Source organism: Allobosea sp. OK403, from assembly GCF_900113835.1.
Lineage (GTDB): Bacteria > Pseudomonadota > Alphaproteobacteria > Rhizobiales > Beijerinckiaceae > Allobosea.
Genome location: NZ_FOQV01000013.1, coordinates 105,119 through 132,038, shown reverse-complemented (window position 1 = coordinate 132,038; position 26,920 = coordinate 105,119). Strand labels below are relative to the sequence as shown.

Genomic DNA, 26,920 nt, shown 5'->3' with positions numbered 1-26,920 from the left:
ATCTCTACACTACTCATCGAAATCACCGTCATCGGCCACAAACTCCCCAAACCCGCCGGTGGGAGACAGTGACATCTGAAACGGGGAGAACTGCGACATCTCTATCGAGGTTTTACATTGTTGCTGTCGCATAAGGTTTGTTATGGAACTTAACTAGAATGTGGTTTCGTTTCTGTTAGATTGGTCAGCGGGATCCGCGACACCCCTGGCTGCTCCGTCACCTATACGCACGCCAGATCTCGTCGTCAGCACCAGCATTTGCTTAAAGTGCCAGACTTGAGGACTCCGTACGGGAAGGAAAGCGCTGGATAACACGCGTGGCCACGCGCACTCGCCGCCCTGGGCAAATATGATGCTTAGGAGTCACTTCCCGACAGCGAATGGCAGACAGGCCGCAATGCAGGTTTTCGGATCAGGGCCGCGCCTCGACTCGCCGCAAGGCGACGCTGCACGCCAGGCAGTGGCGGCGCTGCGCGGCTATGCTTATCAACTCTATGCGTCGAGCCTCGCCTGGCTGGCGCTCGGCGATCGGGCGATCCTTCACCTCGAAGTTGCCGAGGATTACTCTGTCACAACGCAGCAGGCGCTAGCGGGCACGCAAGTAAAGGATACCGCTGGCAGCGGCAACATTACCCTTCAATCCGAAGGGGTTCGAACCGCGATCGATGCGTATGTCGACTTGGTCGTGCGAAATCCCTATCGCATCGTCTCACTCCACTATCTGACAACCTCGGAGATCGGTCTCGAGCGCAATAAGGCACATCGCGTCGACGCAACACCGGCACTCCACTATTGGCGGCGCGCGGCCGCCGGCGCGGCCGCGGCGCCGCTCCGCGCACTGATCGGCTCGCTCGATCTCAAGGAAGCCACCCGGACCCATCTCCAATCGCTTTCGGACGAGGCATTTCGCAACGATTTCCTGCAGCGCATTCACTGGGACTGCGGCACTCCGGGCCTTTCCGACGTGCGCACGGATCTGGAAGCAGGGCTTATCGAATATGTCGCCTCTGCCCGGCGACTGTCGAGCCACACGGCCAAGAATCTCACCTCTGCGGTGCTCGAACGCATCCTGCTGACCGCGACCTCCAAGGAGGTCCGCGCGCTCCGCCGCGCGGACCTGTTGGCGCTGATCGATGAAGCCGCGTTGGTCGCCGTGCCGATCGAGCAGCTCGCGCCCGCCTTCCAAGGCCTAGGCACCACAAACACCATATCGCGCACTGAGTTACTGGTGCCGACAAGCGATATCCCGCTGCCCCCGACCTACGCACCACGCAATGCGCTGGTGGCAACGATCGACGCGGCCCGGCGCGCGTGCGGTCTCGCCATCGCGAGCGGCGCGACTGGGCTAGGCAAGTCGCTCGCGGCACGGCTCGTCGCGGCGCAAAGCGGCGCACGCTGGTCGATCGCCGATTTCCGTCACCTGCCGCCTGCTGAAACCGCGGCGCGGCTCGCCCATTTGCAAGGCGAGCTAGCCGCGTCATCAGCGATGCACGTCATCCTCGACGATCTGAACGAACTCGACGACCCGGCCGTACGTGACGCGCTGGCTCGCGTGCTCGCAAGCCTGAGGCGGCGCGACAAGACCGCGATCGTCACCACCTATCGCGCTCCCGCCAACACGACCCTGCACCAGCTAGCACCCGGCGCAGTGCTTCCCGTCGACATGCCCTATCTCGACGAGGTGGAAGTGGGCGACCTCGTGGCGGCGGCGGGCGGCGACACTAAGTATGCGGGTTCAGTCTATCGTGCGGCCGCGAACGGTCACCCGCAATTGACGATGGCGGCGCTGCTCCATTTGAAAATCAGCAACTGGTCGCGCGCTTCGATCTCCGCGGTGCTGGGCGGCCAGCTCCAGTCCGAGATCGGCGCGGAGCGCCGTGCCGTGCGGCAGCGACTGGTCAGCGCGCTTTCGGCCGACGCGCAAACGCTGCTGTTGCGCACGAGCCTGATCCGAGGGGGCTTCACCCGCAACCTCGCCATCGAGATCGCGGGGCTCGACCCCGCGGTGGCGCGCGGGGGCCTGGTGCTCGACCAACTGGTCGGGCCCTGGATCGAGCCATTCCGGCGCAACCGGCTTCGCGTCTCGCCCCTGCTCGAGGACGCAGCCGCCGACGTCTTCTCCGAGGCCGAACGCCGTGCCGTCCATCGCTGCGTGGCGGACGCGATGATGCGCGGCAAGGATATGGACGCCGCCGATGCACAGGCGGCGATGCACCATGCGCTCAACAGCGAAGATACCGATCTAGTGGTCGCGTTCGCGCAGAGCGTGATCACCTGCAATTCCGAAATGATCGAGATGCTCGCACCGTTCCTGGCCGAGCTCATGTTCTTGCCCACAGACACACTGATCTTCCCGCAGGACCTGGCTGCCTCGGCAATGATGCGGCTCGCCCAACTTCTTGTCCTGCTCCCCTATGGCTCGCCCGAGCAGGCACGCGCCTGCTGGGACGCGCTCGAACAGGAGCGGATCCATGTGAAGGGCGAGGAGCTGTTCGAGAGTTTCGCGCTCTCCAAGCTGCTGCTGCATCCGCGCACCGGCGAGCTTTTCGAGGATTGGCTTGAGATCCTGCTCCGGTTCGATCGGCTCAGCCAATCCGAGCCGCGACTGACCGCGACCAGCCGCAACTTCACGTCGAAGTCGGGCAGCAATCCCCATGTAAGCGGCGTTCTGTTCGCCGGCCAGCTACGCAGCATCCAGACCATTGCCCGGTTCCGCAAGATGCTGGAGCGGCTCGACTGTGAAGATGCGGGGACACGGGAGCGCCTGTTCTCGTCATTCCAGCCTGGCCGCGGCGACATCTCCGTCCTTGTCAATCACGGCTGGCTCAAGGAGTCACGGACCGAGGGCTTCGACTGGGAAGTAGCCCAACACGAATACGGCGCCTGCGCTGAACTGGCGATGCGCTGGGGCAATCCGATGCTCGCCTCGCGCTGCGCGATCGCGCAGGCCATGTGCATCGACGAACATGGCGACGATGCTGAACGCGCGCTCATCTGCCTGACCGAAGCGGAAGCGCGGATCGGGTTCGACGTCGCGTTCGGCCGCGCGCGTGCCAAGATCCATTGGCGCCGGCGCGACCATGCGGCCGCGCTGCCACTGCTGACTGCGGCAGCCGAGGCAGGCGGCCAGGACACACTCGAGCGTGCCCATATCGCGCGCGAAGCGGGAATCAGCGCAGCGATACTTGGCGATTGGCCAGCGGCGCAGCTCTGGTTCGAACGCGCCCAGGCCGCCGCCGCGACGCCGGCCGAGATCCCATCGCTGCGGGCGATGGCGATCGGATTGCTCGCCGACACCGCGCAAGCGGCGTACCAGGCCGGACGGCCTGACATCGCCATTCTTAAGATGCGCGAAGCGCTGACCGAGCTGCCGACGATCGACGAAGAAGGAACACTCGCCGAAGCGCATTGCCATCGGGTGGTGCGCCACGGCCTGCTCTGGCTGTACCGCGAGATCACCGGAACCAAAGCAGGCGGCCAGGAGGAAGTGGTCTATCAGCCCGGCGCCGCAAGTAATCCCGAACCGCTTGAGGCGATCCGTTCGCACCCGGTCATTGCTCTTGACTTCGCCTTCTATCTCCTCGCCGATGCCGACCAAGCGCTCGCCGCACCGACCGGTTTCTACCGCGAATTCCGGTCCTTTCTGGTCGACGGCCCCATCCTCTCCTCAGAGATTTCGGCGGCCATCGCCGAGAACCATAAAGCGATCACGACGCACGACCCGACCGACTTCGTAGCGCGCGTGCGGCGACACGCCTCGATTGCGAGGATGATCTCATCGGGCGAGGCGCGCGAGGGCGTCGAGCAACTCAAGAATCCCAAACGCGGCACGATCCCGCTCGCTGTGATCGATGCGGATGCGCCAAGCGACATGCACCGCGCCGCCGAGGACTTTATGCTGAGCTTCGCAACAGGCGCAGCGATGGCGCGCGCATTCGATGCGGTCGCCTCCATCGTCGAACAGGGCATCTCTGCGCCAGAAGTCGCGGCTCTCCACCCGTTGCTGCGTCGCATGGGCGGCGCGGTCAGCGCCTTGACCTCCGACCGGGAAGGCGCTGCCAATTCGATCTGGCTGGTACGAGAAGATTTGTCGGGACGTCCGACAGAGTTCTATTGGGCGGCTGTCTGGCTGCTGGTCCACGTCAACAGCTCGCGGCTGCGCGACGGCGTCGCTCAGCCGCTAATCGCGTGGATCTTCGCAGGAGCCGACCATCTGGTCCGCAACGCGCGGTTCCTTCTGTCGCTGCCGGCAATGACGGCACCGCCGGTCGAAGCGCTGCTGGCCGCGCCCGAACGGACAATGGCCGCGGCGGCACGGTTGCTGCTCGTGCTCGCGCCCGCTGTGTCGACGCGCTTCATCCCGCAGGTTCGCTCGACGCTGGAAGAGATCGCCGGAAGCGCTCCGAGCGTCGAAACCCAGGCACCATCCGGTTAGTCGATGTCGTAGTTCTGCTTGTCGCTATAGCCGGCCCAGGCTTCAGAGGAAAAAGACGGTGAACCATCAATCCAACCGGCTGTCTGCCACAGGATATCCAATTGCTCCTGAATCTCCGCGGCAAGTTCACCGTTCATCTCGGCCAGTTTGGCCACGGGTAAGATGACCTCCGGCTTCCGCATTCGTCTCCCGCCGGGCCGCGCAGCAGACAACTCAACGTCTTCAACCCCATCGAGTGAAATCGAAACCAGCGCAGGGCCTGCCAAATCGAGGTCGTTGGCGATTGCAGCCATTCGCTCCAGATTCCGCACGATGAGAGCCTCAAGGCGTCTGCCGTCGACCATGATCTGAGGGTCGTCATCGATCCGGTGACCAATCGTGACCTGATATTCGAGGTGTCCAGGCCGAACTAGCCGCATCCGCCACGACGTTTCAGGATTGAGCCCGTCTCCGCGTCGACGAGGCACGGCACAGCTCCACCATTGACGGCCATCGCTGTCGGCCTTTACGCGTTCGTGCGGCGATGGTGGAAACTGTTGCTGAAGTTTGCCGACGCGCCGCGGATCCAAACGTCGACCTTCCGTGGCCTCGAAGGGCACGAGCCGCAACGTCAAACGCGGCTGAGTCACGATTTCGGGGAGCGCGCCACGATGCATATCGAACGCCAAATCCTGCAAGGCGCTGATCGCTCCCTGCGCTTGCTTGTTCGGTTCGGCGGCATCATCCCGGTCGCTATGAATGCCTGAGGCCACGGGAATTCGGTCGCGGGCGATCCGGTCGAAAGCGTCGATGGTCGCGCAGAGCTCTACCGCCTTGGCGTTCATCTCCTTAATCGCCTGCTGGGTTCCGGGCTGAACTCCCTGCGCCACATCCTGGTCCGTCTTGGGCCAGCCCATCGTCGGATTGCGGTCCATGGCATAGATGCGTTCAAGGACCAGACCGCCGAACTCGCCGGCGACACGCTGCAGATTGCTAAAGGTCCCCTGCACTTCGGGGTCATGAAATTCGTAGGCAGCTCCGACCCAGGTCTCGTTCATATCGTGAATCGGATCGAGGTGAGCCAAGCGGAACGGCGAGCCAAAATTGTGCTGGTGAAGGAACTGACGCAGTGTGAGTGGCAGCTGGCGATGCACGCGCTTGAGCAATTCCACGTCCCTCGGATGGGGCGTATGAGGCGCTGGAGCCCGTAACCCTGCCCGAACAACGTCATCATTGAAGATAGCCCTCAACGCAGCGGCGAGATGTTTTGTCAGTTCGCCTCGGGCTTTCTTTCGGTCTTCCTGATTGGCATCGAGTGCACACGCGTAAAGGATCGGGCGACGTACATGACGCAGATCAAACGGAAGCTCGTGCTGATCGGGATCGCCTAGCGCGGTGTTCATCACCGAAATGACACGTCGCGAACTGAGTGATTTGAGCGCCCAGCCATGCTCGATCAGCACGTTTGGATTCGGGATGCCGCCACCGTTGGGCCTCAGTGCGACATAGGTGAGATCCGACAAAAATACGGCGGCTCGGTCGATCTTTCCGTAGATGGTCTCGGCAATCGCCGGCGAGCCGGGAACGTGAAGCGTGTCCTTGTCTATCGCCAATTCGCGATCGGCGAGATCAACCTCCGCGTCCGCCTGCAGCAGCCCGATCGCCCTTTCTAGACAAGCCTCAATCATCGAGCGTCCAACCGCGTTGGGGGTGTCGCTCTGCCAGGAGAAGAAAATATGGTAAGCCATACCAGCGCTAACCTGCGGCTTTCGGCCGGTCCTTGCCGATTTCGACAAGCCGAACAACTGCGCGTTCCAGGGTTGCACGCTGCCTTATCTGAAACTGCGAAATCAGAGTTGGCAGGCGAAGATTGATCTTGTCATCACCACTGTAGAACAACGCGCGATTCTTGTGACGATCAAGCCTGCCATCAGTGCGGTCCGGCATAAGGACGAATTTTTCGACTGCACGCCCATCTTTCACAACCTTATAAACCTTGGGCATGTCGTCGAGCAGTCCGTCATGAATGACGAGGTTTCTGACCAACTCGATCTCTCGTATCGGCTCACTGGGCTCGAACAGCGTTCCTGGCGCCTCACCCCATCCGGTGCGTCGGCGGTCGCCGAACTTGATGCTGGATGACGACAGCTTCGGGTAGGTCGCGAAATCGTCGCGCAGATGCTCGATCTCGTGGACCAACTTCGTCGTGTAGTCGAGAAGACTGTGTAGGCGGATGAAGATCACGTTGAGCGTCGCGGTGAGGCTCGTGACGATCGGAGACGTTATCCAGCGCAGACCGTCAGGCTCAGCAAGGGGCGGATAGAAGAGCTGATCGAAATTGAGCGAGCGATAGAACTCACCAACCAGAAAGCAGACTTCCTTGGTGCACTCTTGGATACCCGATACAAGCTTCCGACAATCGTACAGGTAAAGTAGCTCGTGCAGATGAGGCATTTCGCGTACCGCAACGAGTGCTTGCTCGAAATCACCTCGCGATAAGGTCGACTCCGAATTCAAGCCGGCCTCATAGAGAAACGGCGGAACGACCGGCAAAAGTGAATGGTAGGCAGCAAGTCCCCCAAAGAGCGCTGACGCGAATCCGTCGTGGAGCCGAACGCATTCGGCCTCGATCTCATAAAGAAGATCGCCGTGGACCGGACGCCAAGCTCCTTGCGGATCAAGGCAGTACGCGAGGCTCCCTTCAGGAGGATTCTGCTGCGGCACGCCATGGAGCGTCAAGAAGATCGGTGTTGCCGAACCTGGTATTGAACTTGGCGAATTGTCGGACGGATTGTCTGCCATGCACAATTCACGCGCTCACCAGACGTCTTAGGTTCTGGAGAATCACGTCTCCCATAGCCTTCGCCGAAACGTTCCGTGCTTCTGCCAGTTCGGCGACCGTATGGCCGACATCGCGCGGCCTGAGAGGCTGTCCATCCCTCTCCACAAACGGCCCGTCGGTTTCAGTGAGCAAACGGTCGAGCGGAAGACTCCCAACCAGTTGTCGGTGCTTGGGTGAGTGCAGCATCTCTCCATTGATCGAGAAATAGCAGCCAAGCGCTACCGCCCGACGGGCTTCAGCCAACGTGCCCGTGAACCAATGTAGAACAACGCGTCCCCGGTCCTGCGGTAGGGAGCTTTCAATATGGTTCAGCACTTTTCCGACCGCGCGGACGCTATGGACGGTTAGTATCTTCCCGCCCTGTTCAGCGCAGGCGCGAAGGATACGCTCGAACACCCGCTCCTGGGCCGGAAAACTGCGATAGAAGCGAGGGCCGGCGTCTAGGCCGATCTCGCCGACATAGCGTGCGTCCGAGAGGTAGCGCTCGAAAATCGACAACTCACTCTCGCGTTCGGCGACGAGCTGCGGATGTAGCCCCAAGGCGATCCGGACATGAGCCGACTTCGCCGCAAGCTCCCGGTTTCGGGGCCATGCCTTCGGCGTGGTCGTGACCGCAAGCGTCACCACGCGTTCTCGATCGCATTCGGCAATAAGAGCCGAATGGTCTTTGTAGAGATCGACGTGGCAGTGGAAATCAACCCAGCGCGCGGCCGATTGGTTGGATGTCTCTATCATAGCGGACGGGCCTGAACGCCGTGCAACAGTCTGCCGACCTCTTGCAGGCCGGCGACGTAGACGGCCTCATAGTCGGAGAGCTTGCCAGGATGATCGATCAATGGCCCGGGTCGATGAATATCGAAACGGGCTCGGCCAGGCTTTCGCGCGAGGCGCGATAGCGCAAGCTGGAAGGAGCGCACATGCTCGCCCTCCGCCTTGTTTGTATCGAGGACCTGCGCTCGAAGATCGGGAATGCGGTATGGCGTATCGTCGATGCCCCAGCCTTCGAGGATCGCAGCGCGCCGGATGAGACACGGCACACAACGTCCGCAATGTTTGGGCGTCCTCTCATTCGGGTCCGGATCGTAGCGGCGACTTCCCGGCGACGAGCACGACATCGTGTGCTTCGCTTCTTTCCGGAGGAACGGGATGTCGGCGCATTCCTTCGCCATTTGGCCCTTCGTCATGAAGGCGTAGGGATTCTCCAATCGGACACTTAGGCCGAGGCGTTTGAGCAGATCCTCAAAACGAGCCATGTAGAATGGATGTGTCGTGCGAGTGCTAAGTGCTCCGAGGCGAAGCGGATCCAGAGGCACGTTAAGCGAGATCAGGCCATTCTCCGGCACATGCACGACCATGTCGCCGCCAATCGCGTCGGCGGCCATGACCGCTAGCGAGAAGAACAGGAACGAGCGCCCCCTCAGGGTGTCCTCAACCGCAGAATGCTCCACCGTGTCGGTCGGGAATCCTACTCTTGCCCGTATGTGATGAAGCGTTGTCCCACCGAATCGACGCTTCATCACCTCGGCGCAATAAGCTTGGTGCGTGCTGGTGATGCCGTCCCAATAGTGGCTCACCAACATCGGTGCCTCACCGCGCGCCAGCAGATCGATCGCGCCAATAAAGCTGTCCAGCCCGCCCGAAAACAGGCAGACCGTTGTCGGATTAGCCGTGCGCAGCTTCGTCGGTCTCGGCGCCAGATCGCGAGTGCCGGCAGTGCGAGGACGAAAATAGACGCCCCAGCGGTCGCCGGTCAGGAAGTTCAACGTTGTCGCGATCAATGACGCCAGCCCTTGCCAGCGAGCGGCGTCATGTACCGGCAAGTGGAGGTCGATCTCGCGGGTCCAGGCGTCCTGCGCGTCAGCCGCACGCGAGATACGCGTATCGGCGGCAGTGATGGCCGCAGCCAACAGCGCCAGATCGACCGCCGTTTCGGAGGGGCGAAGGCCGAGCTCACAGAGTTGATCCAACGCCTGGCCCAGCCCATAGCCCAAACGGAACTCGCCATCGACGAAGTTGATCTCCGTCTCTTGTGTGTCGACACGACTCGGCGAAACACTTGTGCCGTCTCCCGGACCAAGCCGGGCAATGATCGTATGATGCCTCATGCGGCGGCCTCCCCGGCGACGGCAACCAGATCGAAAGCGGTCTCGTAAATCTGGTTGACGACATTCTCGATATCGCGGTCAGACAGGCGCTCCAGGCTTTCGAGCCTTCCGGCAAGCTGGCCGCGCGTTGCGCCCTCCACAAAATCATGAAGCTGCGCCTGGGCGCTTTCCACGGCAGCGATGTCATCGGGGAAGGTGATACCCCGCCCGCCGAGGTCTGCCATCACCCGCCCTTCGATCGAACGGGAGATGAAGTCCAGGAAGACGTCCTGGAGCTGCTCCGGTGTAAGTGTATCGAAGCTGCCCAAGCCCGCTTCCGCAAGATCACCGATCGTCTCCAACATCGCCTGCCGCGCGATCGCGTCGTCGACCGCGCCGCCTGGTGGGCAGATAAATTCCAAGATCGCTACGAAGACATCTGCCGCCGGCTGCGTTGCCAATCCGGCCAGGTTGAGTTGACGAAGCGTTTCGGTTGGTCCGAGACGTTGAAAGTCACGAACGACGCCCAATAATCCGCTGGCTGTGGCGCGGGATGAGCCCATGCGTCGAGCGGCCCGTCGGGCGCCGCCGGTGCTGCCGCGTACATAGCCCGACAGCGCACTTCCGAGCGCACTACGGCTGCCGGTCCTTGCGAAGCGCGTGAAATTGCCGCGCGCGCCACCCAGGCTGCCGGTGCCCTTCGTATCCGGACGTGGCGCAGTGAGCGGAACGCCCAGAACCGCAGGCGCTGCCGGCTGCCCCGGTTGCGGCGATGATGGTCCGCCCGGTGCATTCGGAGCCATCGGCGCTGTTGCTGGAGGTCGAGGCTGGGTCGGCGGCGTCGGGTCGTCGACGAAGGATGGAACGAGGCCGCTTGAGGGTCCGCCGTAGCTTTTTGACGTGCCCATCTGATCAACCCCGCTGCAGTTTGCTGATGCCCTGCGCGGCCTTTTGCAGAATCGAGTTTTCCGTCTGCTCAGCCCATGATCGCAGCGTCGCCTGGTACTCCGCCGCGATGCCTGTGTCCGTGAAGCACGCCCCCCAGCTCGACGCCGCCCAGCTCCCGACCTTGGTCACGGGCAACTCACGGATGAACTCCAAAAGCCGGCGCTGCAGCGTCGGATGCGCCTCGACCAGACGGACGAGGCCGTCCGCCCCCTTGGGCTTGGCCGCGAAGTTGTCGTCCTGGAGAATCCGGCCACGGATTGCCTCGAAAACCTCCTCGGGCTCGGGCCCTGTGAGTTTCGCGATCTCGCCGACGGCGCCCCGGACCATCATCGTCGGCCCCATCAGCTTCTCGACAAGGCCCTCAAGATGGCTTGCGGCGGCTAGCCCGCCCAACGAGCTACGCTTGTCACGCGTGACGAACACATACGGCCGCAGGTCTACGCCCGTGAGCGGTGGGTCGATTACCGCCCAGCCCTTCGCCCACTCGTTCTTTTCCCATTCCATGGCTTCGGCCGGGAGAGGTGCAGGCGCCGAGCGCGCAACCTTGCGCCCGCCCTTTCCGGCAGGCTTCTCATCGTCGTCCTCCTCCGGCGCGGGCGCCCGGACGTGCTCCTCGAAACGCCGCAGCGCCTCGGGTTGACCATCAGGGTGATTGGCCGCGAGGCGTGCGATCTGTTCGTAGAAGTCCGGATAGAATCGTTCGGCGAGCATGATCTTGGCCAACGCTGGACGCTGAATGTCGGCACCGAAACCGCGCTCGTCGGCAATGGCATGGCGCAGCATCATGGAATTGAGGAACCGTTTGATCTGACGCGGATTGCCGCGGGTCCCCTCGCTTAGAATCTTCGTCACGTGGGCGCTGATCACAAGCGCTTGATCAACGTCCGGCGGCATCTTCCCCGCCATGGCCTGCTCTACGGTCCTTCGATCGAGCCCGCGGCTCTTCCAGGGCCGTCGCATGTCCTCCCTTGCAGATGCGAGCAGATTGAGGAACCGCGGGTCCTTCGAGCCGAGCGCGTTCTCCGCGAGCAGAAGGGTGACGTACACGCGCGTCTCGGCGACACCCAGCGCGGGAATTCGGAATGGGACCTGGATCAATTTTTCCAGGTAATTGCGCGCATAGCTTACCGGGCCGGAGCTGGGCGGCAAGTCGGGGAAGTGTTCGCGCACCGCATACTCGATCATAAGTTCATCGGCGCCGATGACAAAGGCGGTGCGTTCGACAAACAGGAAAAGGCGGATCGCTTCGAGCGTTGCGATCGCGGTTTTCGGCAAGCAACGGTCGAGATCGTCGACGATGACGACGAGCTGGTCGATGTCGGCGGCGTCAAGAAGCTCTTTGAACTCCTCGCGGAAGGCATGGATGTGCTCCGGAAGATTGTCGCTCTCATCCGGCGCTTCCTTGAGGAACTCGCCCGCCTTTTCGGCGACCCCCTTCAGATCCTCGATCGAGACGTGGTCCTGGGGTTTGGCTAGGAACGAGGTGGCAACATCATAGAGGCTCTTGACCTGATCGAAGGTCGGGATGCCGCTCGCTGCCGTAAACGCGAAGCCGCCAGCCTTGCGAGCAAGCTTCAGCCAGTCCACCCGCTTCAAGACCTTCTTTGCGGCGTCGGCCACCTTCTTCGACGTCGGACGAGCGCGACGAAGCTCGTCGACAATAGTCTCGATGACGACCGTTTTTGCGTCCTCGAAGCCCTCGAACGTCCAACCGTTGAACCAGAGGCAGAGGACACGATCGTCCTCCGCGAAGGCGCCCTCCAGCATTTTGAGAACACTTGACTTGCCTGCGCCCCAATCACCGTGGACGCCGATCGTCACCGGCGCGTCGGGCGTCTTGCGGATCAGGGTGACGACCGTCTTCGCGATGGCCTCGTAGTAGAGGAGATCGGTCGCCGTCTCCTGATCGTTCAAGAACATAGTTCCCCCCTTCGCCTACATTGCGCAGGCTATAGCCCCAGCCCATTTGTTCTTCTTATTGACCCCATTATCGTTCCAACCGCACGCGCAGTCGGCGCGCACGTTCCTGGAAGGCGCCCTCTCCACCTTCGAGAATGTCGCAGACCGCCTTCCTGATCTCCGCGTTCTCCAGACCGCCCGACCGGTACGAGATCGGCGGCAGGGAGCCGTGCGGATGCGGTCCCGCCTCGGCAATGATGATCTGATCCGCATCGGTGTTGATCACCAGGTTCGCATTGTGCGTCACCATGATCACCTGACGGTGGGACTTGGCTTCGACGAAGAGGTGAACGAGCTCATCAAAGACCGACTTTGGATCGAGGTTCTCTTCGGGTTGGTCGATCACCAGCGGCCGATTGTCGCTGTCATCCAGCGCCAGATAGAGAAGCAGAAGAACAATGCCGCGTGTGCCAGGCGACAGCTTCCGGATGTCGACGCCGTCGTAGTCGATGCCATAGCGGATCGCGATATGATCGGTGCTGAAAAGCCATTGGGCGAAGCGCTTCGACCAGGCTCGAAATTCCGCCTGATCCGTATGCGCGACCGGGGAATGGTCCAGCAGATCCTTCTGGTAGAGCCGCCGGAACTCCGCCATCGCGGCGATGACGGCTGCGGAATCGCCGGTCTCCCACGCGCTCTTGAGCACCTCGTTTGCCTTTTGTAGCAATGTGCCCCTACCCCGGAACGCGCCAGCCTTGCGGAGGTCGATCAGGCCGTCTTCGGCCTCGTTCGCCCATTGCTCCACATCGGCCACGCGCACGACCGAGAACGACAGCTTCTTCAACGTGCCGGACGAGGCGGCAAGCCGCGCCATGAGCGGTGCGTAGAGATCTGCCAGCACCGATTGTTCCGCGACGAGCGCATCGAAGGCCCTGCCATAGGCTTCCTCGCGCTGGGTCTGCAGGTCGCGCGCGCGACCCTTGGCGCCCTTCGCGTCGGTCGCCTTCTCGGTCAGCGTTTGCAACGCTGCGGTCTCGGTCGCAATGCTGCCCGAAAGCGCGGTGTAGCGGCGCTGTGTTTCCTTGTCCGCGCTGACCAACTTCTCCAGGCGCGCCATTTCCGCGTCAAGGATCGCCTGTGACAGCGTGGATAGATCGGTATCGTCTAGAAAATACGGGGTGTTCGGATCGCCCAGCGCCGGTGTCGTCCCCTTCAGGGCAGCGATCTTGCCGTCCACCCACTTCACATAATCGGCGAGATCGCTGTCGACTGGACCTTTGTAGTCCAGCAAGAAGGCCGCCCACTGCTCAGCCGACAGGCCACTGTGCGTATGACGTGTCTGCGCCTGCCGCAACGTCTCGGGGGCCTGGTTGCGACGCAGGTCCTTCACCTCATCCTGCAGGGCAAGAAAGGTCTGTCGCCGACCGGCAAACTGCCGCAGCTTCGACCGGACCTGATTGGCGGCTCCGGCAAGCTCGGTGTGGCGCTGGGCTCGCTTTTCGCTGCCGGCCGACACGAGCTTCGCGCGGTCTGCGGTGTAGGCCTCGACCAGCTTCTTCTTCTGCGCGGCCTGCGCCTCATAGGTCGCGGCCAGCTTTTCCTTCTCAAGCTCGGCGCCGATCCGTTCCGAAATCTGCGAGACGGCCTCGGCTTCACGATCACGAGCGAGACGATGCCGGGACGCGCGGTGCTCCAGCAGCTCGGCAAAGTCCAACGTGCCGTCCCGTGCGTCATCAGGGTGCGCCTCGAAGATCACCCGCTCTATCTCCCTCAGCAGGCCGTCCGTCAGGCCGCTTGACGAGCACAGATCCTCGACGAATTGCTGCGACAGATATCGGACGCGCTCGTAGCTGTAGGGTCCGTTCGCATCCGATCCGTTGAGTGCGCGCGTGCTGGGTTCCCCCGCCGCCCAACTCACCTTCACCTTCCCGTCTGCGATCAGCGGTCGAGCGCGCACGAGAAAGGACGGATTGGCCCATTCCTCCGCGTTCCACGACTCGTCGGGGATGGAGTCACAACCCGCAGCGATCATGTCGGCGAGTGCGGTCTTGCCGGAACCACGCGCGCCGATGATGGCGACCAAGCCCGGATTGAGCGGAATGACGGGCGTCGTCATCCAGGGGGCGTCGAGCACGTGGACTTCTGAGATAACCTGCGACGGCGTGGCCGACCCGGGCGGCTCGGCGCCGACATGTGCACGGCCGCTGGGGTCGATGCATGCCTGCCGGAGGGCGTCGAACTCCAGCCCCCCTTTGATCCACGAGAAGCGGTCTCCGAACGGAGACGCCACATCGTCGAGCTTGTGGGCGTCGCTCCCGTGCAGGCAGGGTTTCAGCCCGCCATAGCGTGCCCGAATCTCCTCGGGACCGAGGTCCCGCAGGCCGAGCCAAAACTCCCGCTGCGCAGGGCTGCCGGCGAAAATGACGTCGGCGAACCCTTCGATTTCACGCCGGATCGTTTGGTCGGCAGCCTCGCGCACGCCCGACGTACCGTCTGTGGCGCCGCCGGCCACCGCGATCAGGATGTTTTTCTTCGCCCAGCCGTTGCCGGTGAAAATGTCACGCAGTTGCTGGAAATTGACCTTGAACTGGTTGGCCCCATAACTCAGCGCCGCGCGATCGTCGGTGATAGCCGGATCGGCCTTCTTGCCAAGCCGGATAAGGTCCGCGCGCGTGCAGTCGAAATGGTCCTGCATGACGTTGAAACGCAGGCGCGACAGCAGACGCCGTAACTCTTCAATATGCTGAGGATCCTCCGGACTGACGAACAGGTGGAGGTTGACGAAGCCGCCTTTGGCGGTCGCAACATCGAGCCGCAGCTCGACATTAGGAAAGATCAGCTTGGCCGCCGGCAGTCGCCCGGCCGCCTTTTGCCTCAGCACCTCCTCATAGGTGTCGGTCACATAATAATCGGTGACCGCGATCGCCTCGATCACGGGCGTGGCCTGCTCCAACGCGGTGAGATAGGCGTGCCACGCCGTGGGACCGCTAAACTGGTTGTTCATGACGGTGCCCGGTGCGTGAATATGCGGTTCCCACCGCCGCCATTCCGATCCTCGAGTCAGCATTTGTCCCCCTATGCGCTCGCACGATCGACTTGCACGGTTATGTCGGCGCATGGCACCATTTGCGCCTCGAAGGGCCCGGCCTCCTCCAGCAGTAACCCGTACTCGACCATACGAGAATAGGCGTCTTCCAGCGCCTTGAGCGTGTCACATTCGGGTAGGCTGGACGCGCAGGCTGATCGGGCGTGCCGAAAATCTCGATGCTTTCAGAAGGAACCTTTCTATGTTATCCTTTCTCAGGAAAGGAAATGACATGCCCACGCTACTTGGTCACGCATCCCGACCCGAGGCCGGTGCGGTCATAACCAAGGCCACGATCCGCGCGGCTGACCAGCTTCAGGTCACCGCCCGAACCCTCGCCGCGATCATCGGCATCAGCGAGGCCACGGTCTCGCGCATGAAGCGCGGTGCCTTTGGACTGGAGCCCGGCACCAAGCCGTTCGAGCTTGCCGTCCTCTTCGTTCGACTGTTCCGCTCTCTCGACGCGATCGTCGGAGGGGACGATCAGGTCGCTGCAAGCTGGCTTGCCAATCCCAATACCGCTCTCGATGCCCGGCCGATCGAAAAGCTTCAGACCGTGAGTGGACTCGTCGATGTCATCGCCTACCTGGACGCGCGTCGCGCTCTCGTCTGAGTTTCGGCCCTTCGTCGGTTCCTGCTGGCGCCTCGTCGAGGCCCAGCACCGAGTCTCGACGCTGAAGCTTACCGACACCCTCGCTGAGCAGGCGTTGCTGGAAGACCTGATCGAGGAGTCGAAGCCGAGAGTGCCGGCGGAATGTCGCCACCTCGACTTCCTCCTCGCAACACCCTTCCGGTACGGCGCTCTCTATCCGAACGGATCACGCTTCCGGCGCGCCGGGCGAACCGCCGGCGTCTACTACGCCGCTGAGCGCGTAACGACGGCGATCGCTGAAATGGCCTTTTACCGGCTGCTATTTTTCTCCGAGTCCCCCGCAACCGCCTGGCCATCCAACGCTGCCGAGTACACGGCCTTTTCGGCTGCCGTCGAAACAACGTCCCTCCTTGATCTTACCCAGGATCCGCTTTCCAAAGATGCGGCAATTTGGACCGACCTCATCGCTTATGACGGATGTCAGGAGTTCGCGGAGGCGGCGCGGAACGCGAACGCCGACGTGATCCGCTACCAGTCGGTTCGTGACCCCGCCAAGGGCAGCAACCTCGCGATATTGCTGTGTCGGGCATTTGCGATGCCCGCCCCCGTTGACCGGCAAACCTGGCGCATGCGCCTCAGCGCATCGGGTGTCCGCGCTCTTTGTGAGTTCCCCCAGCAAGCACTCGAATTCGGGCGCGACGCGTTTGTGGCCGATCCCCGCATCGCCGGGCTGAACTGGGATCGATGATAGGAAACGACTTCCCGGTCCGGAACGGCAAGATCGATCGAGCTCGATCAACTCCCAATACCCGGAAGGACCAGATTCATGCCCTGCGGATCCGAACACGACGGCTACGAGGAAGCCGAGGGCCACGAGTTCAACGCCATCTTCGACTATGTGGGCGAAGCCTATCGTGCGACAACGCCTCGGCTATCCGGACCTCGCCCGGGCCTTCGCGCTCGAAGGCGGCCTCTGAGACAGGCAACCCCGCCCTCACCGGGCGGGGTTTTCTTTTGGCCGATTGACCAATTCCCACCCAAGACTTTGCGCACACGCAACCGTTGGACAGAGCGGCAATGCCGCCGGGGCCTCCCGATTCATACGCGCTCCGCAGCCGACCGACACGGTCGTCTGACTTGCCTACCGGCACCTCGATATGCCGATTCAGCGATGTCGCTCACGCGGCTCCAGGACCACCGATTCACCCTGTCGCGATGGCCTGACGGCCGCCCCTCGAATGCATCAATCCGTTCGCCAGTCCGCTGTGATTCACCGCGGATTCAGCGCTACGGATTCATGCCCGACGACGAGGGGCTTTCGCCCGGAGGGACATACGATCCCCCACCTACGCTAGGTCCCCATTTCCCGGGCTCACTTTCAGCGCCTACCGGCCCCGTCGTTTCAGCGTGGATTCAACCAGCGGACATACGATCCCCCACCTACCTTATGTCCGCATTTTCAGGCTTTGATTCACGCCCAATTCGGGGCCGTTTTCCACCCCGGCTTTTACGAGGTGGACATACGATCCCCTACCTACCTTATGTCCACCTTTTCCAGGGTTCGCTGAAGAGCTGACCTCAAGACGGAAACAGCTATGGGCCCAATACCGTAAACGTTACGCGTTCCGCGTATCCTTTACAGCCTTCGGCTTTGGGCTCTGCGAGGCTTATCCTTCCCAAAATGGGAAGGATGGAAAAACCGGGGATGAGCCCCGTTTTCCCACCCAATCAAGTCTGTCCTGCCACCGCGTTTTTCGTCGGCCCGGAAAAATTTCCGGCCTCGGAAAAAGTGCGTTCTCAGGCTCGACGGGGTTGCGTTCCGGGGGCGCGCCGGACGCCTTTCCCAAGGCCATTGTGGCCACCTTGGAAAAATCGGAATGGTATCTCCGCGCGCCCCGAAGGAGGGTCGCACAGGCAGCCGGCGGCGGCCTGTGTGCGGAGGTCAGAAAACATCCCGATATGTCGCTGGCCGGTTCGGATCACGATGCTCTCGGCCAAGGCCAAGAGGTCTCTCCGGCTCAGCGTCAAGGTATCCCGCGCGCCCCTCTCACGAGAGGCGCACAACGCGGCAAAGCCTTGTCGTGGCGGGTTGCCAGGTTGGCCGCTTCCTATGGCTACTGCAGCCAAAAAAGGCCCAGGAAACCTGAGCCTTAATCGTTGCAATCACGGTCTGGATTGCATCAGCGCAAGGTATGTCCGGTCTCATCGATGAGCTTGGAAGTTCCGAGACGGGTGATGGAGAACGGCCCAGCGAGTCATGATTAGTGGGTTCTTAATCATGACCGCATGCGGAAACGCGATACTCTACAGGCAGCTTTGGAGGCGATCGGATTCGAGTTTTAATTGAAGCATTGCTGAGAATCCGGATTCGCTTTCAGGCCATTGCATGCTCGATCTCGACGACATCGCCGCCAGGAAGCGCATCGCAGCCGAGCAGCGCGCTACAAAGTCCCGCGCGACACGGGAGAGCAAGCGCGCGCAGCGCGAGCTCGAAGCTGATCGAGAGCGCGAGATCGATGCGGGAGAGCGTGCGGCTGCTCGTGCTCTTCATCGGGTCAACGCCCTTGAGCAACAGGCGCAGCGGCGGATGACGGACGTCTCCCGCGGTGGATCTGGCGTTGCCGACATAGCCCGTATTTTGGCCAAACCCGGCGTTCGGACCGCAAGCGGCCTACAGAGCCAGAAGGCACAAAAGCAGACAACCAGGCCGCAGGGTCAGAGCGGCGCAGTCTCCTTCCACTTCTCGGTCACGACCTTCTCCAAGGGCGGCCAACTTGCTGACGTCCTAAAAGGGCGCAAGAGCGCCTCGGCAGCCCTCAGCGGTGGCGGCAAGCATCAGCGCTATATCGACCGCGAGGACGCCGTCGAGGTCGTCCAGTCAAAGGCGATGCAGGGCTACATCGACGAGCCATCGAAGCTCGAACAGGTTGTCAGCGCTGGCATGGAGGTCTCCTCCTTCGGCAATATCGGTGCGACCAAGGAGGAGCGTGATGCCTTCTGGGACGCTGTCGATGATGCCGAGGATGCTCCTCGGAAAACCAAGGTCATCTTGGATCCCGAAAAATACCCTGCGGTATGGGTTCGCCTTCGTAATATGACCCGACACCCGTCTGCGCTTCCTCCGACGCTCTCGTTAGCCCTGACCACGAACCAGGCGATCTCGGAGACCGTTACGGAGGCCGAAGGCCTCAAGCTCATCGATATCTTTCAGAAGGCCGGCTTCACGAAGATATCTGCCGAGCAGAGTGTCGACGATCTGCCCGATGCGCCCATCGCCTTCCTGGTTGGGCGCGGGGGCCGCGTCCAGACGCGCCTCGTCATCGAACTCCCCCACGAGATGACGCCGGTGCAGCGCCTCGTGCTGACGAAGGACTTCTGCAAGTCGTACGAGGGTCACGGCCTCCCCTACTGGGCGGCCATCCACGCTCCGAACAAGCACAACGATAGCCGCAACTATCATGTGCACATCAATCTCTACGATCGCCCCGCCAAGAAGATCGAGCATCCAGAGAAACCAGGCTCAGGCGAGATGATTTGGGACTTCACCTACACCAAGGAGAACCGGGACAAGCACCGGAATAAATGGACCTCTCGCCCATTCCAGCAGAAGAAGCTCCTTGCGATCGGTCAGGAGAAAACCTGGATCCGGACCGAGCGCGCGCGCTTCGCCAAGCTCGCCAATCAGCACTTGGCTGCTGCGGGGGCTGAGAAGCGCCTCGACCCGCGGACCTATGTGGAGATGGGTGTTCCTGAAAAAGCTCGCGAGCGCGTCAATCCGGCTTCCTATGCCCGCGAGCGCAAAGGACTGGAGACGACGCAGGGCCTGAAGCTTGCCGACCAGCAATGGGCGACCAATCTTCAATCCGTTGCTGCAATCGCCAAGGCGGATGCCTCATATGAGGCCTATCGCCGAGCCTGGCTGGCGAAGGCACTGGCTCCACAGCATGGGCGTCAGGCTGCCGAAGCGCGCCTTGCGAACAAGACCGCCAATGAAATCGTCCGCCTTTCGGCTCGGAAGGCCGAACTCGTCAACGAGCGCAATGCTATCTCGCACGTGTCGGCAAAACTGGAGTCACGTTCACGCCTCAAGACCCGGAAGAGCCGCGACGATGCCGATGAGGCTGCCATTGCTGTCGCCGGCGAAATGAAGCAGGCGGTCGACGACGTCGATAATCGGATCCGGCTACTTCTCGGGCAGATCCAGAAAGCCGAGCGGCTGCTCGTCAAAGCGAAGAAGCTCGATGACGCGACCATTCGCGCTGAAAACTACGCCGCCCTGAACAAGGCCATGCGCGGCATGACCGAGCGCCTCACGGCCGAGCCTGCCATCGTCGTGCCGGAGGAAGCCAAGGTCCAGGGCCGCACGGCTACGACCAACCGGACATCGCCATCACGCGCTGTCCAAGCCGAACGGGGTAGGCGCTCCTCTGACCTTATCAACCAGGTCCGAGATACGGCAAAGGCCATCGCGGCCGAAAGAGCGGCAAGCTACTCCAAACCGCCAGCAGCGCCGACCGAGCCCGCAAAGCCACTCGAGGCGCCCATGTCGGCGGCTGTCGAGCCGCGCGCCCTCGCAAAGGAGCCGCAGCCAGGGACACCCGTGGCATCCAATCCGACGAGGCCGAAGCAGCTCACCGACGAGGAATTGCGCAGGAACGAGGCCGAGCGCATCGCTCGGTTGCAGAAGCGCTTGGCGATCGCACGGCAGCGCGGACGCGGTGGCCCGGAACGCTAGAAACGGTAGGCCTTGGCATCGAATCCCGCCAGCCGTTTCAGGTCTTATCGTCGTTGTCCGGCTCTGGCCGCACGAGGTCGAGGAAGCTTATCCCGAGCGATTGGGCGATCTCCGACAGGGTGCCGATCGTCGGATTGCGGCGTCCAGCTTCCAGGCCACTGAGGTATTGTTGACTAAAACCCGAAAGGCGTTCGACGTCTTCCTGGGTGAAGCCCTTCTCGCGTCGAATTCTGGCGAAATTTTTGCCCACCACCTTGCGCATATCCATGCGCGACCATCGGAATTTTCCGAGTTTGAGTTTATCAACTATAGTATGTAGACGGGGCTCTTCCGAAACGATCTGGATCGAAACGTTGAATTGCTTTGTTTGGTGCGTGCCCGGGTTTCCCGAAATTTCTCTGAATGTGGAGATTAACTGGGCTTTTGGGGACACATACGACGTGGTGATGAAGGCGTGGGGAGAAGCAGAAGAACGTGATGCGTGGCAAAGAGCGTTTGACCTTTGGTGTGGCTCCTGGGATCAGAATCCTCGCTTCACAAGAGGAAATGTGAGGACGAGGCGCACTCAGGCTCACGTCGTTCTGGTGGGCGCTCCGTCAGTTCTTGGCCTTCTAAAGGAATGGATGGGGCTCGATGGCCTGCACGTTGCTCATGGGTTAGACGCCCGCGTAGCAGATTTGGAAAAGCAAGTTTTTCGTCTTCGAGAACAGGCTATCCACGTCCAACAACAGCACCGCTCAACGGCGCGTACTCAGAAACCTAGGCCGGAGGATTTGGCACAGCTTGCTAGGATTTTCCGCCTCTATCCAAACTTGCCAGTGGAGTTGCGATTGTTTGAATAGGAACGATGACGAGGCCGCAACGCGATCAAGCCTGGGCCCTCGCTAGAGGCCGCCGATCTGAAGAAGTGGAGCGATATCCATGGTTGAAATCTCAGATGCCGAAATCGACGCGGCCCTGAAGCGCGGTCGGACTGCACATATGCATGAACCTCGAGCTGCATCCGCGCGATACGATCGTCTTTCTGGTCGCATTGTGGTGGATCTGGCCAACGGCTGCACCTTCGCCTTTTCAATCTGCCTAGTTCCGAGACTGAACAGCGCTACCGACGAGAAGATCGCTGCCGTCGAGCTCCTGGGAGCTGGGTATGGCTTACATTGGGAGGCGCTGGACCTCGATCTGTCGTTGCCGGGACTGATGGCCGGCAGATTGGGCACCGAGGCAGAGACGGCTCGGCTTGCCGGCCAAGCGACAGCCGCAAAAGCTTCCAGCGGCCCGTCTCGCGGCACGCCCGTTCTGTAGCGTTGAGGCAGATTGCAACGCCGGTCGGATCGTCGGCTTGAAGGGCGGCGTGTTCCAGAGCGCCAGCGACTCGAAGCGGGCATCGCGGATTCGAGGGGTTTCGAGCTTTGGCGGGGTGCGGCCTCAGCGTTTGTCATCGTCCCCTCCCCTCCCCTCCCCCTCTTCCCCTTTCGGATCGGGGTCAGCGGTCTCACCGAAACAAGCTGGATCCGAGCCCTCGCCGACGAGCCATTGGTTTGGTGGGCCTTTCCTCCTCGATGTTGATCTCGGTCAGCGCGAAATTGGCCGGCGGGATGGACAACCGCAGCTGGCGCCTAAGCAGGTAACCGGCGTCTCACGCGCCGCGATCAGCAAGATCGAGCGCACGGAGATCAGACGAGAGCGCGACGTGCGTCCAGATGGGCGATGACCTCGATAAGCCCGGTCACAGTCTGCAGCTTCTCGATGGGCCGGGCATTGAGGAAGGTGTTCGGACTGGCGAGCCAGCTTTCCGAGCGACGCCAACGCCTCCACAAGGCGGATTGGCTTCTGCGTAGACCGCGAATGCTGTTCTCGACATCGAGCAGCTTGGCCTGAAGGAAGCGCCGGCCGCTCAGCAGTGCCCTGATCTTCTGGCTGGCCAGCGTCTTGACGTGGACCGGGCGGTGGAGCCCGACCCGCATCATCTGGGCGATGCCGCGTGCATCGTTGCGGTCAGTCTTGTTCGGCGAGGCGCTCAACGCCGCCTGGGCATGGCGGGTCTCGATACAGATCACCGGAAAGCCGGCTTTGGCCAGTCCGGCATAGAGCCATTGGCAAAGCGGGCCGGCTTCCAGGCCGACCCGAGAATAGCGGTCACTGCACGCTGACAGGAACGCGGCAATCGCCTCCGGCGAGCTATCCGTCTTGCCTTCACGGACAATCGTCCCGCCTGCGTCCATCAGGCAGCCGCTTGTCGTCTTCACCGAAACGTCCAAACCAACAAAGCACTTCATCGCTCTTCTCCCTGATCCGCTGGGCTGGATCGGTGGAGCCTAGAACCCATCGGCCACCGCCGCACCGCACCGCATCCGCGACGCGAGCCCAATGGCCCAACCTTTTTGGTGAGTATGCCCTCGGAGTGATCGCGGGGCGACATTGCGACCGTTGTCTGCAGACAACACCACCCCGGGGACGTTAGGAATTTGTTAACCTTAAATTTCTTGCCACCAAAGCAGAATCATGGCGTCTTCCTGAGACGGAAAGAGAGCGTCTGACGTTCGTAATCCGTCTTGAGTGAGAACTGACATGACCACCGCGGCTCCTTTAGCACAAATCGAACTCGCATCGTCGCGGGTGTCCCGGCATGCCGCGGCGTTGTCGAACCAATTGCGCTCGCTAGGCACATCGCTCTTTCCTCCGTCTGCACGTAAATCGCTACGGTCCTTTACCTCGGGCGAAGTCTCACGGATCGTTGGAGTGTCGGACGGCTATCTCAGGCAGTTGTCGATTGATGGCCTCGGCCCTTCCCCTGCGATCGGGTCGGCTGGCCGCAGATCCTACACTCTTGGCCAAATTAACGAGTTGCGCGGCTATCTGAGCTCGGCGCGTCCGCGCGAGGCCCTCCAATTCTCGCCCGGTCGGCGAAACGGCGAAAAGCTACAGATTATCACTGTCGCGAATTTTAAAGGCGGTTCGGCCAAAACAACGACGGCGCTTTATTTGACGCAGTTTCTCGCACTCCAAGGGTTCAGGGTGCTAGCGATTGATCTCGACCCCCAGGCTTCTCTGTCGGCGATGTTCGGTTACCAGCCTGAGTTCGACATTCCCGAGAACGCGACGCTCTATGGAGCGATTCGATACGATGATCAGCGCAGGCCGATGCAAGAGGTCGTCCGCGAGACATATTTTGAAGGTGTCGGGCTCGTGCCTGGCAATTTGGAGCTCATGGAGTTCGAGCATCATACACCGCGCGCCATGCTCGATCGTGGTGTGAGAGGTCATGAGCTTTTTTTTCGCAGAGTCGCCGGCGCAATCGATCAGGTCGCGGATCAGTTTGATGTTGTCGTCATCGATTGCCCGCCACAACTCGGCTATCTGACCATGGGTGCGCTAAACGCTGCAACTGCGATGCTGGTAACGATCCATCCTCAGATGGTCGACGTCGCGTCGATGAGCCAATTCTTGCTGATGACGTCCGATTTGATGGCGATCATCGAGAACGCTGGCGGACGACTCGACTATGATTTCATCCGCTATGTTGTGACGCGGCATGACCCGAATGACGTACCGGAGTCACAGATCGTCGCGCTGCTGCGAAATCTATTCGGTGATGATGTGCTCAAGGCAACGGCTTGGAAATCGACAGCGATCGCCAATTCTGGCCTTACCAAGCAGTCGCTCTACGAACTCGACCGCGGCTCTGTCGGTCGCGCAGCTTATGACCGCGCGCTGGAATCAGTTGATGCAGTGAACGCTGAGATCGCCACCCTCATAAAGGAGGTCTGGGGCCGATGAACAAGCGCGCTGACACGATCAAGTCGCTTTTCGCTAGCACCCCCTCGCCCGTGTTGTCTGCAGACAACACGGCGTCAGCGCTGCCACGCGTTGCTTCTGGTTCGATCCGCTCGTTGCAAAACACGTTCTCCGACGTCGAGCGCGAGAACGAAGAGCTTCGCCGACGTATTGGCGTGGGGCAGACGATCGTTGAAATCGACCCTGAGCTGATCACCCCTTCGCCTTTTCGCGACCGGTTTGACGATCAGGATACCCAGTCGTTCGAAGCGCTGAAGGAATCGATCCGCGAACAAGGGCAAGCTGTGCCGGTCCTTTTGCGCGAGGAGCCTGCCAATTCAGGCCGTTACCAAATCGCGTACGGGCATCGGCGGGTGCGAGCCGTGCGCGAACTAGGCCTTCCCGTGAAGGCCGTCGTTCGGCTTTTGTCGGATGCGGACCTCGCCGTTGCACAGGGCCTCGAGAACGCTGCGCGGGAGGACTTAACCTTCATCGAACGCGCTGCTTTTGCCTTGCGGCTTGAGGAAGCGGGCCACGATCGGCTCGTCACTCAACGAGCTCTGGCAATAGACCGGGCGGAGGCATCGAAACTTATCGCTGTCGCTCGCAACATACCTGCCGATCTGGTGGATGCGATCGGTCGAGCGCCCGGAATTGGACGAGGGCGATGGCTTGCACTTGTCGATGCGCTGTCCGGCTCAGGTGCAGAAAAGCGCGTTGCGCAAAAGATCGCAGAGACGGGATTCAGGAATCTACCGTCAAACGATCGCTTTCTGACAGTTCTTGCCGCCGCCCTGGCTAAAATGAACCAACCGCGCACTGGCGGAGAAGCATACCGGGTTGTGGCCGTGGCCGACATCGAGGTGGCACGCGTAGCGACCTCAAAAACCCGTACCGTTATTTCGATTGGGCATGATGCAAATGGTGATGCCTTTGCCGCCTTCGTCGAAGAGAAGCTTCCAGAAATGTTCGCGGCTTTCAAGGCGAACCGTTCAGGATGACACCGCAGAGCCATTGGCTCTGCCCTCTGCAACCACCGAAGGACTAGGCATCGGCGAAAGAAAAAAGGCCCCCGAAACGGAGTTCCGGAAGCCCTTCTCTTAGTGTGGCAACTCTGAGAATCGCACTTCCTCGAATCACCGTCAAGAGTCTCGTGTGAGATTCAGCGCCGTTTCGGCGAGCAGGATTTCTTTGCCCAAAACAAGGCAAGGATCATGGAATCACACTCTCCAACGACGCCCTTTGGGCGGCGATCGCTGACGCTTGCCCATGTTGCAAGCCAGGCGAACGCGAAAGAACGTGCGCCTGAGAAGGCGGTTCATAAATGGAACATCTTCCGGGCGATCTGCACGGCAAAGGCTCGTATCGGTGTAACCGAGCGGGCGCTGGCGGTTTTGGATGCTCTCCTGACGTTCCACCCGGAAACCGTGCTGACGGGCGAGGGGTTGATCGTCTTCCCGTCAAACCAGCAGCTCTGCCTGAGGGCGCACGGCATGCCGCCGGCGACGCTGCGGCGCCATCTGGCGGTCCTGGTCGATTGTGGGCTGGTCATCCGTCGCGATAGCCCCAACGGCAAGCGCTATGCGCGCAAGGACAGGGCAGGGGAGATCGAGGTCGCGTTTGGCTTTGATCTGTCGCCGCTTGTCGTTCGCGCCGAGGAATTCGAGGCTTGGGCTGAGCAGGTCCAACTCGAGGAGCGAGCGCTGAAGCTGGTGCGTGAGAAGATCACCATCTGCCGGCGTGACATCGCCAAGATGATTGCGACCGGCCTGGAGGAGGGCGTCTCGACCCACCGGGGAGGGCAGGGCCCGGCCGACTGGATGGAGATCCACACGCTCTATCGAGGCATTGTCGGCCGGATTCCGCGCTCTGCAACGCGCCAGGTCCTGGAGCCGATCGCCGAAGATCTGTCACTGCTGGCTGATGAAGTGCTCATCCTGTTGGAAGATCACATTAAAACTCAAAATATGAGCGGCAATGAGTCTCATTCTGAGCGTCACATACAGAATTCAAATCCAGACTCCCTTACTGATCTTGAACCTCGCTTTCCAGAAAGCAGGGGGGTGATCGTCGAGCTCGAGCCTGAGCCCGCGAGGATGCCGGAACGGACCTACCCGTTGGGGATGGTGCTCGACGCCTGTCCCGATATTATCGATTACAGCCGCGGGGGGATCCTGAACTGGCGTGACTTGGCCGCGACGGTTGCTGTGGTTCGGCCGATGTTGGGAATAAGCCCGAGCGCCTGGGCCGATGCACTGGGAGCGCTCGGTGAGATCGAAGCCTCTATCGTGGTGGCGGCTATTCTACAACGCGGGGAGGCAATCAGCAGCGCCGGTGGCTATTTGCGCAGCCTGACGCGGCGCGCTGAAGCGGGCGAGTTTTCGCTCGGGCCGATGCTGATGGCGCTGATCGGCAGCCGCAAGCGCGAGAAACAGCGAGCGTGAGCCAGGTGAAGGTGACTCCATCCATAAGGCGAGGACCTGCTGACCCGTCAACAGCATGGGATCTGACGCGGTCGTTATGTCGTGGGGGCTGGGTTCCGGGACA

17 protein-coding genes and 1 pseudogene are annotated in these 26,920 nt (G+C 61.4%); 8 read left to right on the top strand and 10 right to left on the bottom strand.

Annotation, left to right across the window (positions count from 1 at the left end):
- Positions 1 to 397 precede the first annotated feature (397 nt).
- Positions 398 to 4,435 carry a hypothetical protein gene (locus BMZ97_RS27320; RefSeq protein ID WP_092177386.1) on the top strand — a complete coding sequence of 1,346 codons (4,038 nt, stop codon included), beginning with the start codon at positions 398 to 400 and terminating at the stop codon, positions 4,433 to 4,435.
- On the opposite strand, the gene BMZ97_RS27315 is transcribed toward BMZ97_RS27320, so the two are convergent.
- The 7 genes from BMZ97_RS27315 to BMZ97_RS27285 form a co-directional block, all read right to left on the bottom strand.
- Positions 4,432 to 6,162, bottom strand: a complete 1,731-nt coding sequence (locus BMZ97_RS27315) for a hypothetical protein (protein ID WP_092177384.1) — start codon at positions 6,160 to 6,162, stop codon at positions 4,432 to 4,434. The two genes, BMZ97_RS27320 and BMZ97_RS27315, sit on opposite strands and share 4 nt — an antisense overlap.
- Before the next feature lie 7 nt (positions 6,163 to 6,169).
- A complete protein-coding gene (locus BMZ97_RS27310) occupies positions 6,170 to 7,216 on the bottom strand; it encodes a hypothetical protein (RefSeq protein WP_139221355.1) in 1,047 nt (348 codons plus the stop codon).
- A 7-nt stretch (positions 7,217 to 7,223) separates the two neighbouring features.
- The gene (gene qatD, locus BMZ97_RS27305; protein WP_092177380.1) at positions 7,224 to 7,991 is read right to left on the bottom strand and encodes a Qat anti-phage system TatD family nuclease QatD; all 768 of its coding nucleotides are present in this window, start codon (positions 7,989 to 7,991) and stop codon (positions 7,224 to 7,226) included.
- On the bottom strand, positions 7,988 to 9,361 hold the full coding sequence (gene qatC, locus BMZ97_RS27300; RefSeq protein ID WP_092177378.1) for a Qat anti-phage system QueC-like protein QatC: 1,374 nt from the start codon (positions 9,359 to 9,361) through the stop codon (positions 7,988 to 7,990). The genes qatD and qatC overlap by 4 nt, the downstream gene beginning before the upstream one ends.
- Positions 9,358 to 10,143: a Qat anti-phage system associated protein QatB gene (qatB, locus tag BMZ97_RS27295; RefSeq protein WP_210188347.1), complete on the bottom strand. Its 786-nt coding sequence runs from the start codon at positions 10,141 to 10,143 to the stop codon at positions 9,358 to 9,360. Before qatB ends, qatC begins: the two co-directional genes overlap by 4 nt.
- Positions 10,144 to 10,252: 109 nt before the next feature.
- Positions 10,253 to 12,208 (bottom strand): Qat anti-phage system ATPase QatA, encoded by a 1,956-nt coding sequence (gene qatA, locus BMZ97_RS27290; protein WP_092177374.1) that lies wholly within the window; start codon positions 12,206 to 12,208, stop codon positions 10,253 to 10,255.
- 67 nt (positions 12,209 to 12,275) lie between these two features.
- Positions 12,276 to 15,254: a TrlF family AAA-like ATPase gene (locus tag BMZ97_RS27285; protein WP_092177372.1), complete on the bottom strand. Its 2,979-nt coding sequence runs from the start codon at positions 15,252 to 15,254 to the stop codon at positions 12,276 to 12,278.
- A 250-nt stretch (positions 15,255 to 15,504) separates the two neighbouring features.
- Here BMZ97_RS27285 and BMZ97_RS27280 point away from each other — a divergent pair, with 250 nt between their 5' ends.
- The 3 genes from BMZ97_RS27280 to BMZ97_RS27270 all read left to right on the top strand — a co-directional run bounded on the left by BMZ97_RS27280 (position 15,505) and on the right by BMZ97_RS27270 (position 20,599).
- Entirely contained in the window at positions 15,505 to 15,885 is a 381-nt protein-coding gene (locus BMZ97_RS27280) for an antitoxin Xre/MbcA/ParS toxin-binding domain-containing protein (protein ID WP_092177370.1), read from the top strand.
- Entirely contained in the window at positions 15,845 to 16,612 is a 768-nt protein-coding gene (locus BMZ97_RS27275) for an RES family NAD+ phosphorylase (RefSeq protein WP_092177368.1), read from the top strand. The genes BMZ97_RS27280 and BMZ97_RS27275 overlap by 41 nt, the downstream gene beginning before the upstream one ends.
- 1,638 nt (positions 16,613 to 18,250) lie before the next feature.
- Positions 18,251 to 20,599: a MobA/MobL family protein gene (locus tag BMZ97_RS27270; protein WP_092177366.1), complete on the top strand. Its 2,349-nt coding sequence runs from the start codon at positions 18,251 to 18,253 to the stop codon at positions 20,597 to 20,599.
- A gap of 37 nt (positions 20,600 to 20,636) precedes the next feature.
- Here BMZ97_RS27270 and BMZ97_RS27265 read toward each other — a convergent pair whose 3' ends face one another.
- Positions 20,637 to 20,867, bottom strand: coding sequence for a helix-turn-helix domain-containing protein (locus BMZ97_RS27265; protein WP_092177364.1), 231 nt, complete (start codon positions 20,865 to 20,867; stop codon positions 20,637 to 20,639).
- A 653-nt stretch (positions 20,868 to 21,520) separates the two neighbouring features.
- Here BMZ97_RS27265 and BMZ97_RS27260 point away from each other — a divergent pair.
- Positions 21,521 to 21,901, top strand: coding sequence for a DUF2442 domain-containing protein (locus BMZ97_RS27260; RefSeq protein WP_092177362.1), 381 nt, complete (start codon positions 21,521 to 21,523; stop codon positions 21,899 to 21,901).
- Between the two features lie 371 nt (positions 21,902 to 22,272).
- Here BMZ97_RS27260 and BMZ97_RS31665 read toward each other — a convergent pair whose 3' ends face one another.
- Both BMZ97_RS31665 and BMZ97_RS27255 read right to left on the bottom strand, forming a co-directional pair.
- Positions 22,273 to 22,416: an MbcA/ParS/Xre antitoxin family protein gene (locus BMZ97_RS31665; RefSeq protein WP_244546630.1), complete on the bottom strand. Its 144-nt coding sequence runs from the start codon at positions 22,414 to 22,416 to the stop codon at positions 22,273 to 22,275.
- Positions 22,417 to 22,425: 9 nt separating this feature from the next.
- Positions 22,426 to 22,875 (bottom strand): annotated as a pseudogene (locus BMZ97_RS27255) (transposase); the annotation flags it as partial.
- A gap of 292 nt (positions 22,876 to 23,167) precedes the next feature.
- Between BMZ97_RS27255 and repA the strand changes: the two are divergent.
- From repA to repC, 3 genes are all read left to right on the top strand, one after another.
- Positions 23,168 to 24,376 carry a plasmid partitioning protein RepA gene (repA, locus tag BMZ97_RS27250; protein ID WP_092177359.1) on the top strand — a complete coding sequence of 403 codons (1,209 nt, stop codon included), beginning with the start codon at positions 23,168 to 23,170 and terminating at the stop codon, positions 24,374 to 24,376.
- On the top strand, positions 24,373 to 25,374 hold the full coding sequence (gene repB, locus BMZ97_RS27245) for a plasmid partitioning protein RepB (RefSeq protein WP_092177357.1): 1,002 nt from the start codon (positions 24,373 to 24,375) through the stop codon (positions 25,372 to 25,374). The genes repA and repB overlap by 4 nt, the downstream gene beginning before the upstream one ends.
- A gap of 213 nt (positions 25,375 to 25,587) precedes the next feature.
- The gene (repC, locus tag BMZ97_RS27240; RefSeq protein ID WP_092177355.1) at positions 25,588 to 26,817 is read left to right on the top strand and encodes a plasmid replication protein RepC; all 1,230 of its coding nucleotides are present in this window, start codon (positions 25,588 to 25,590) and stop codon (positions 26,815 to 26,817) included.
- Positions 26,818 to 26,920: the final 103 nt, after the last annotated feature.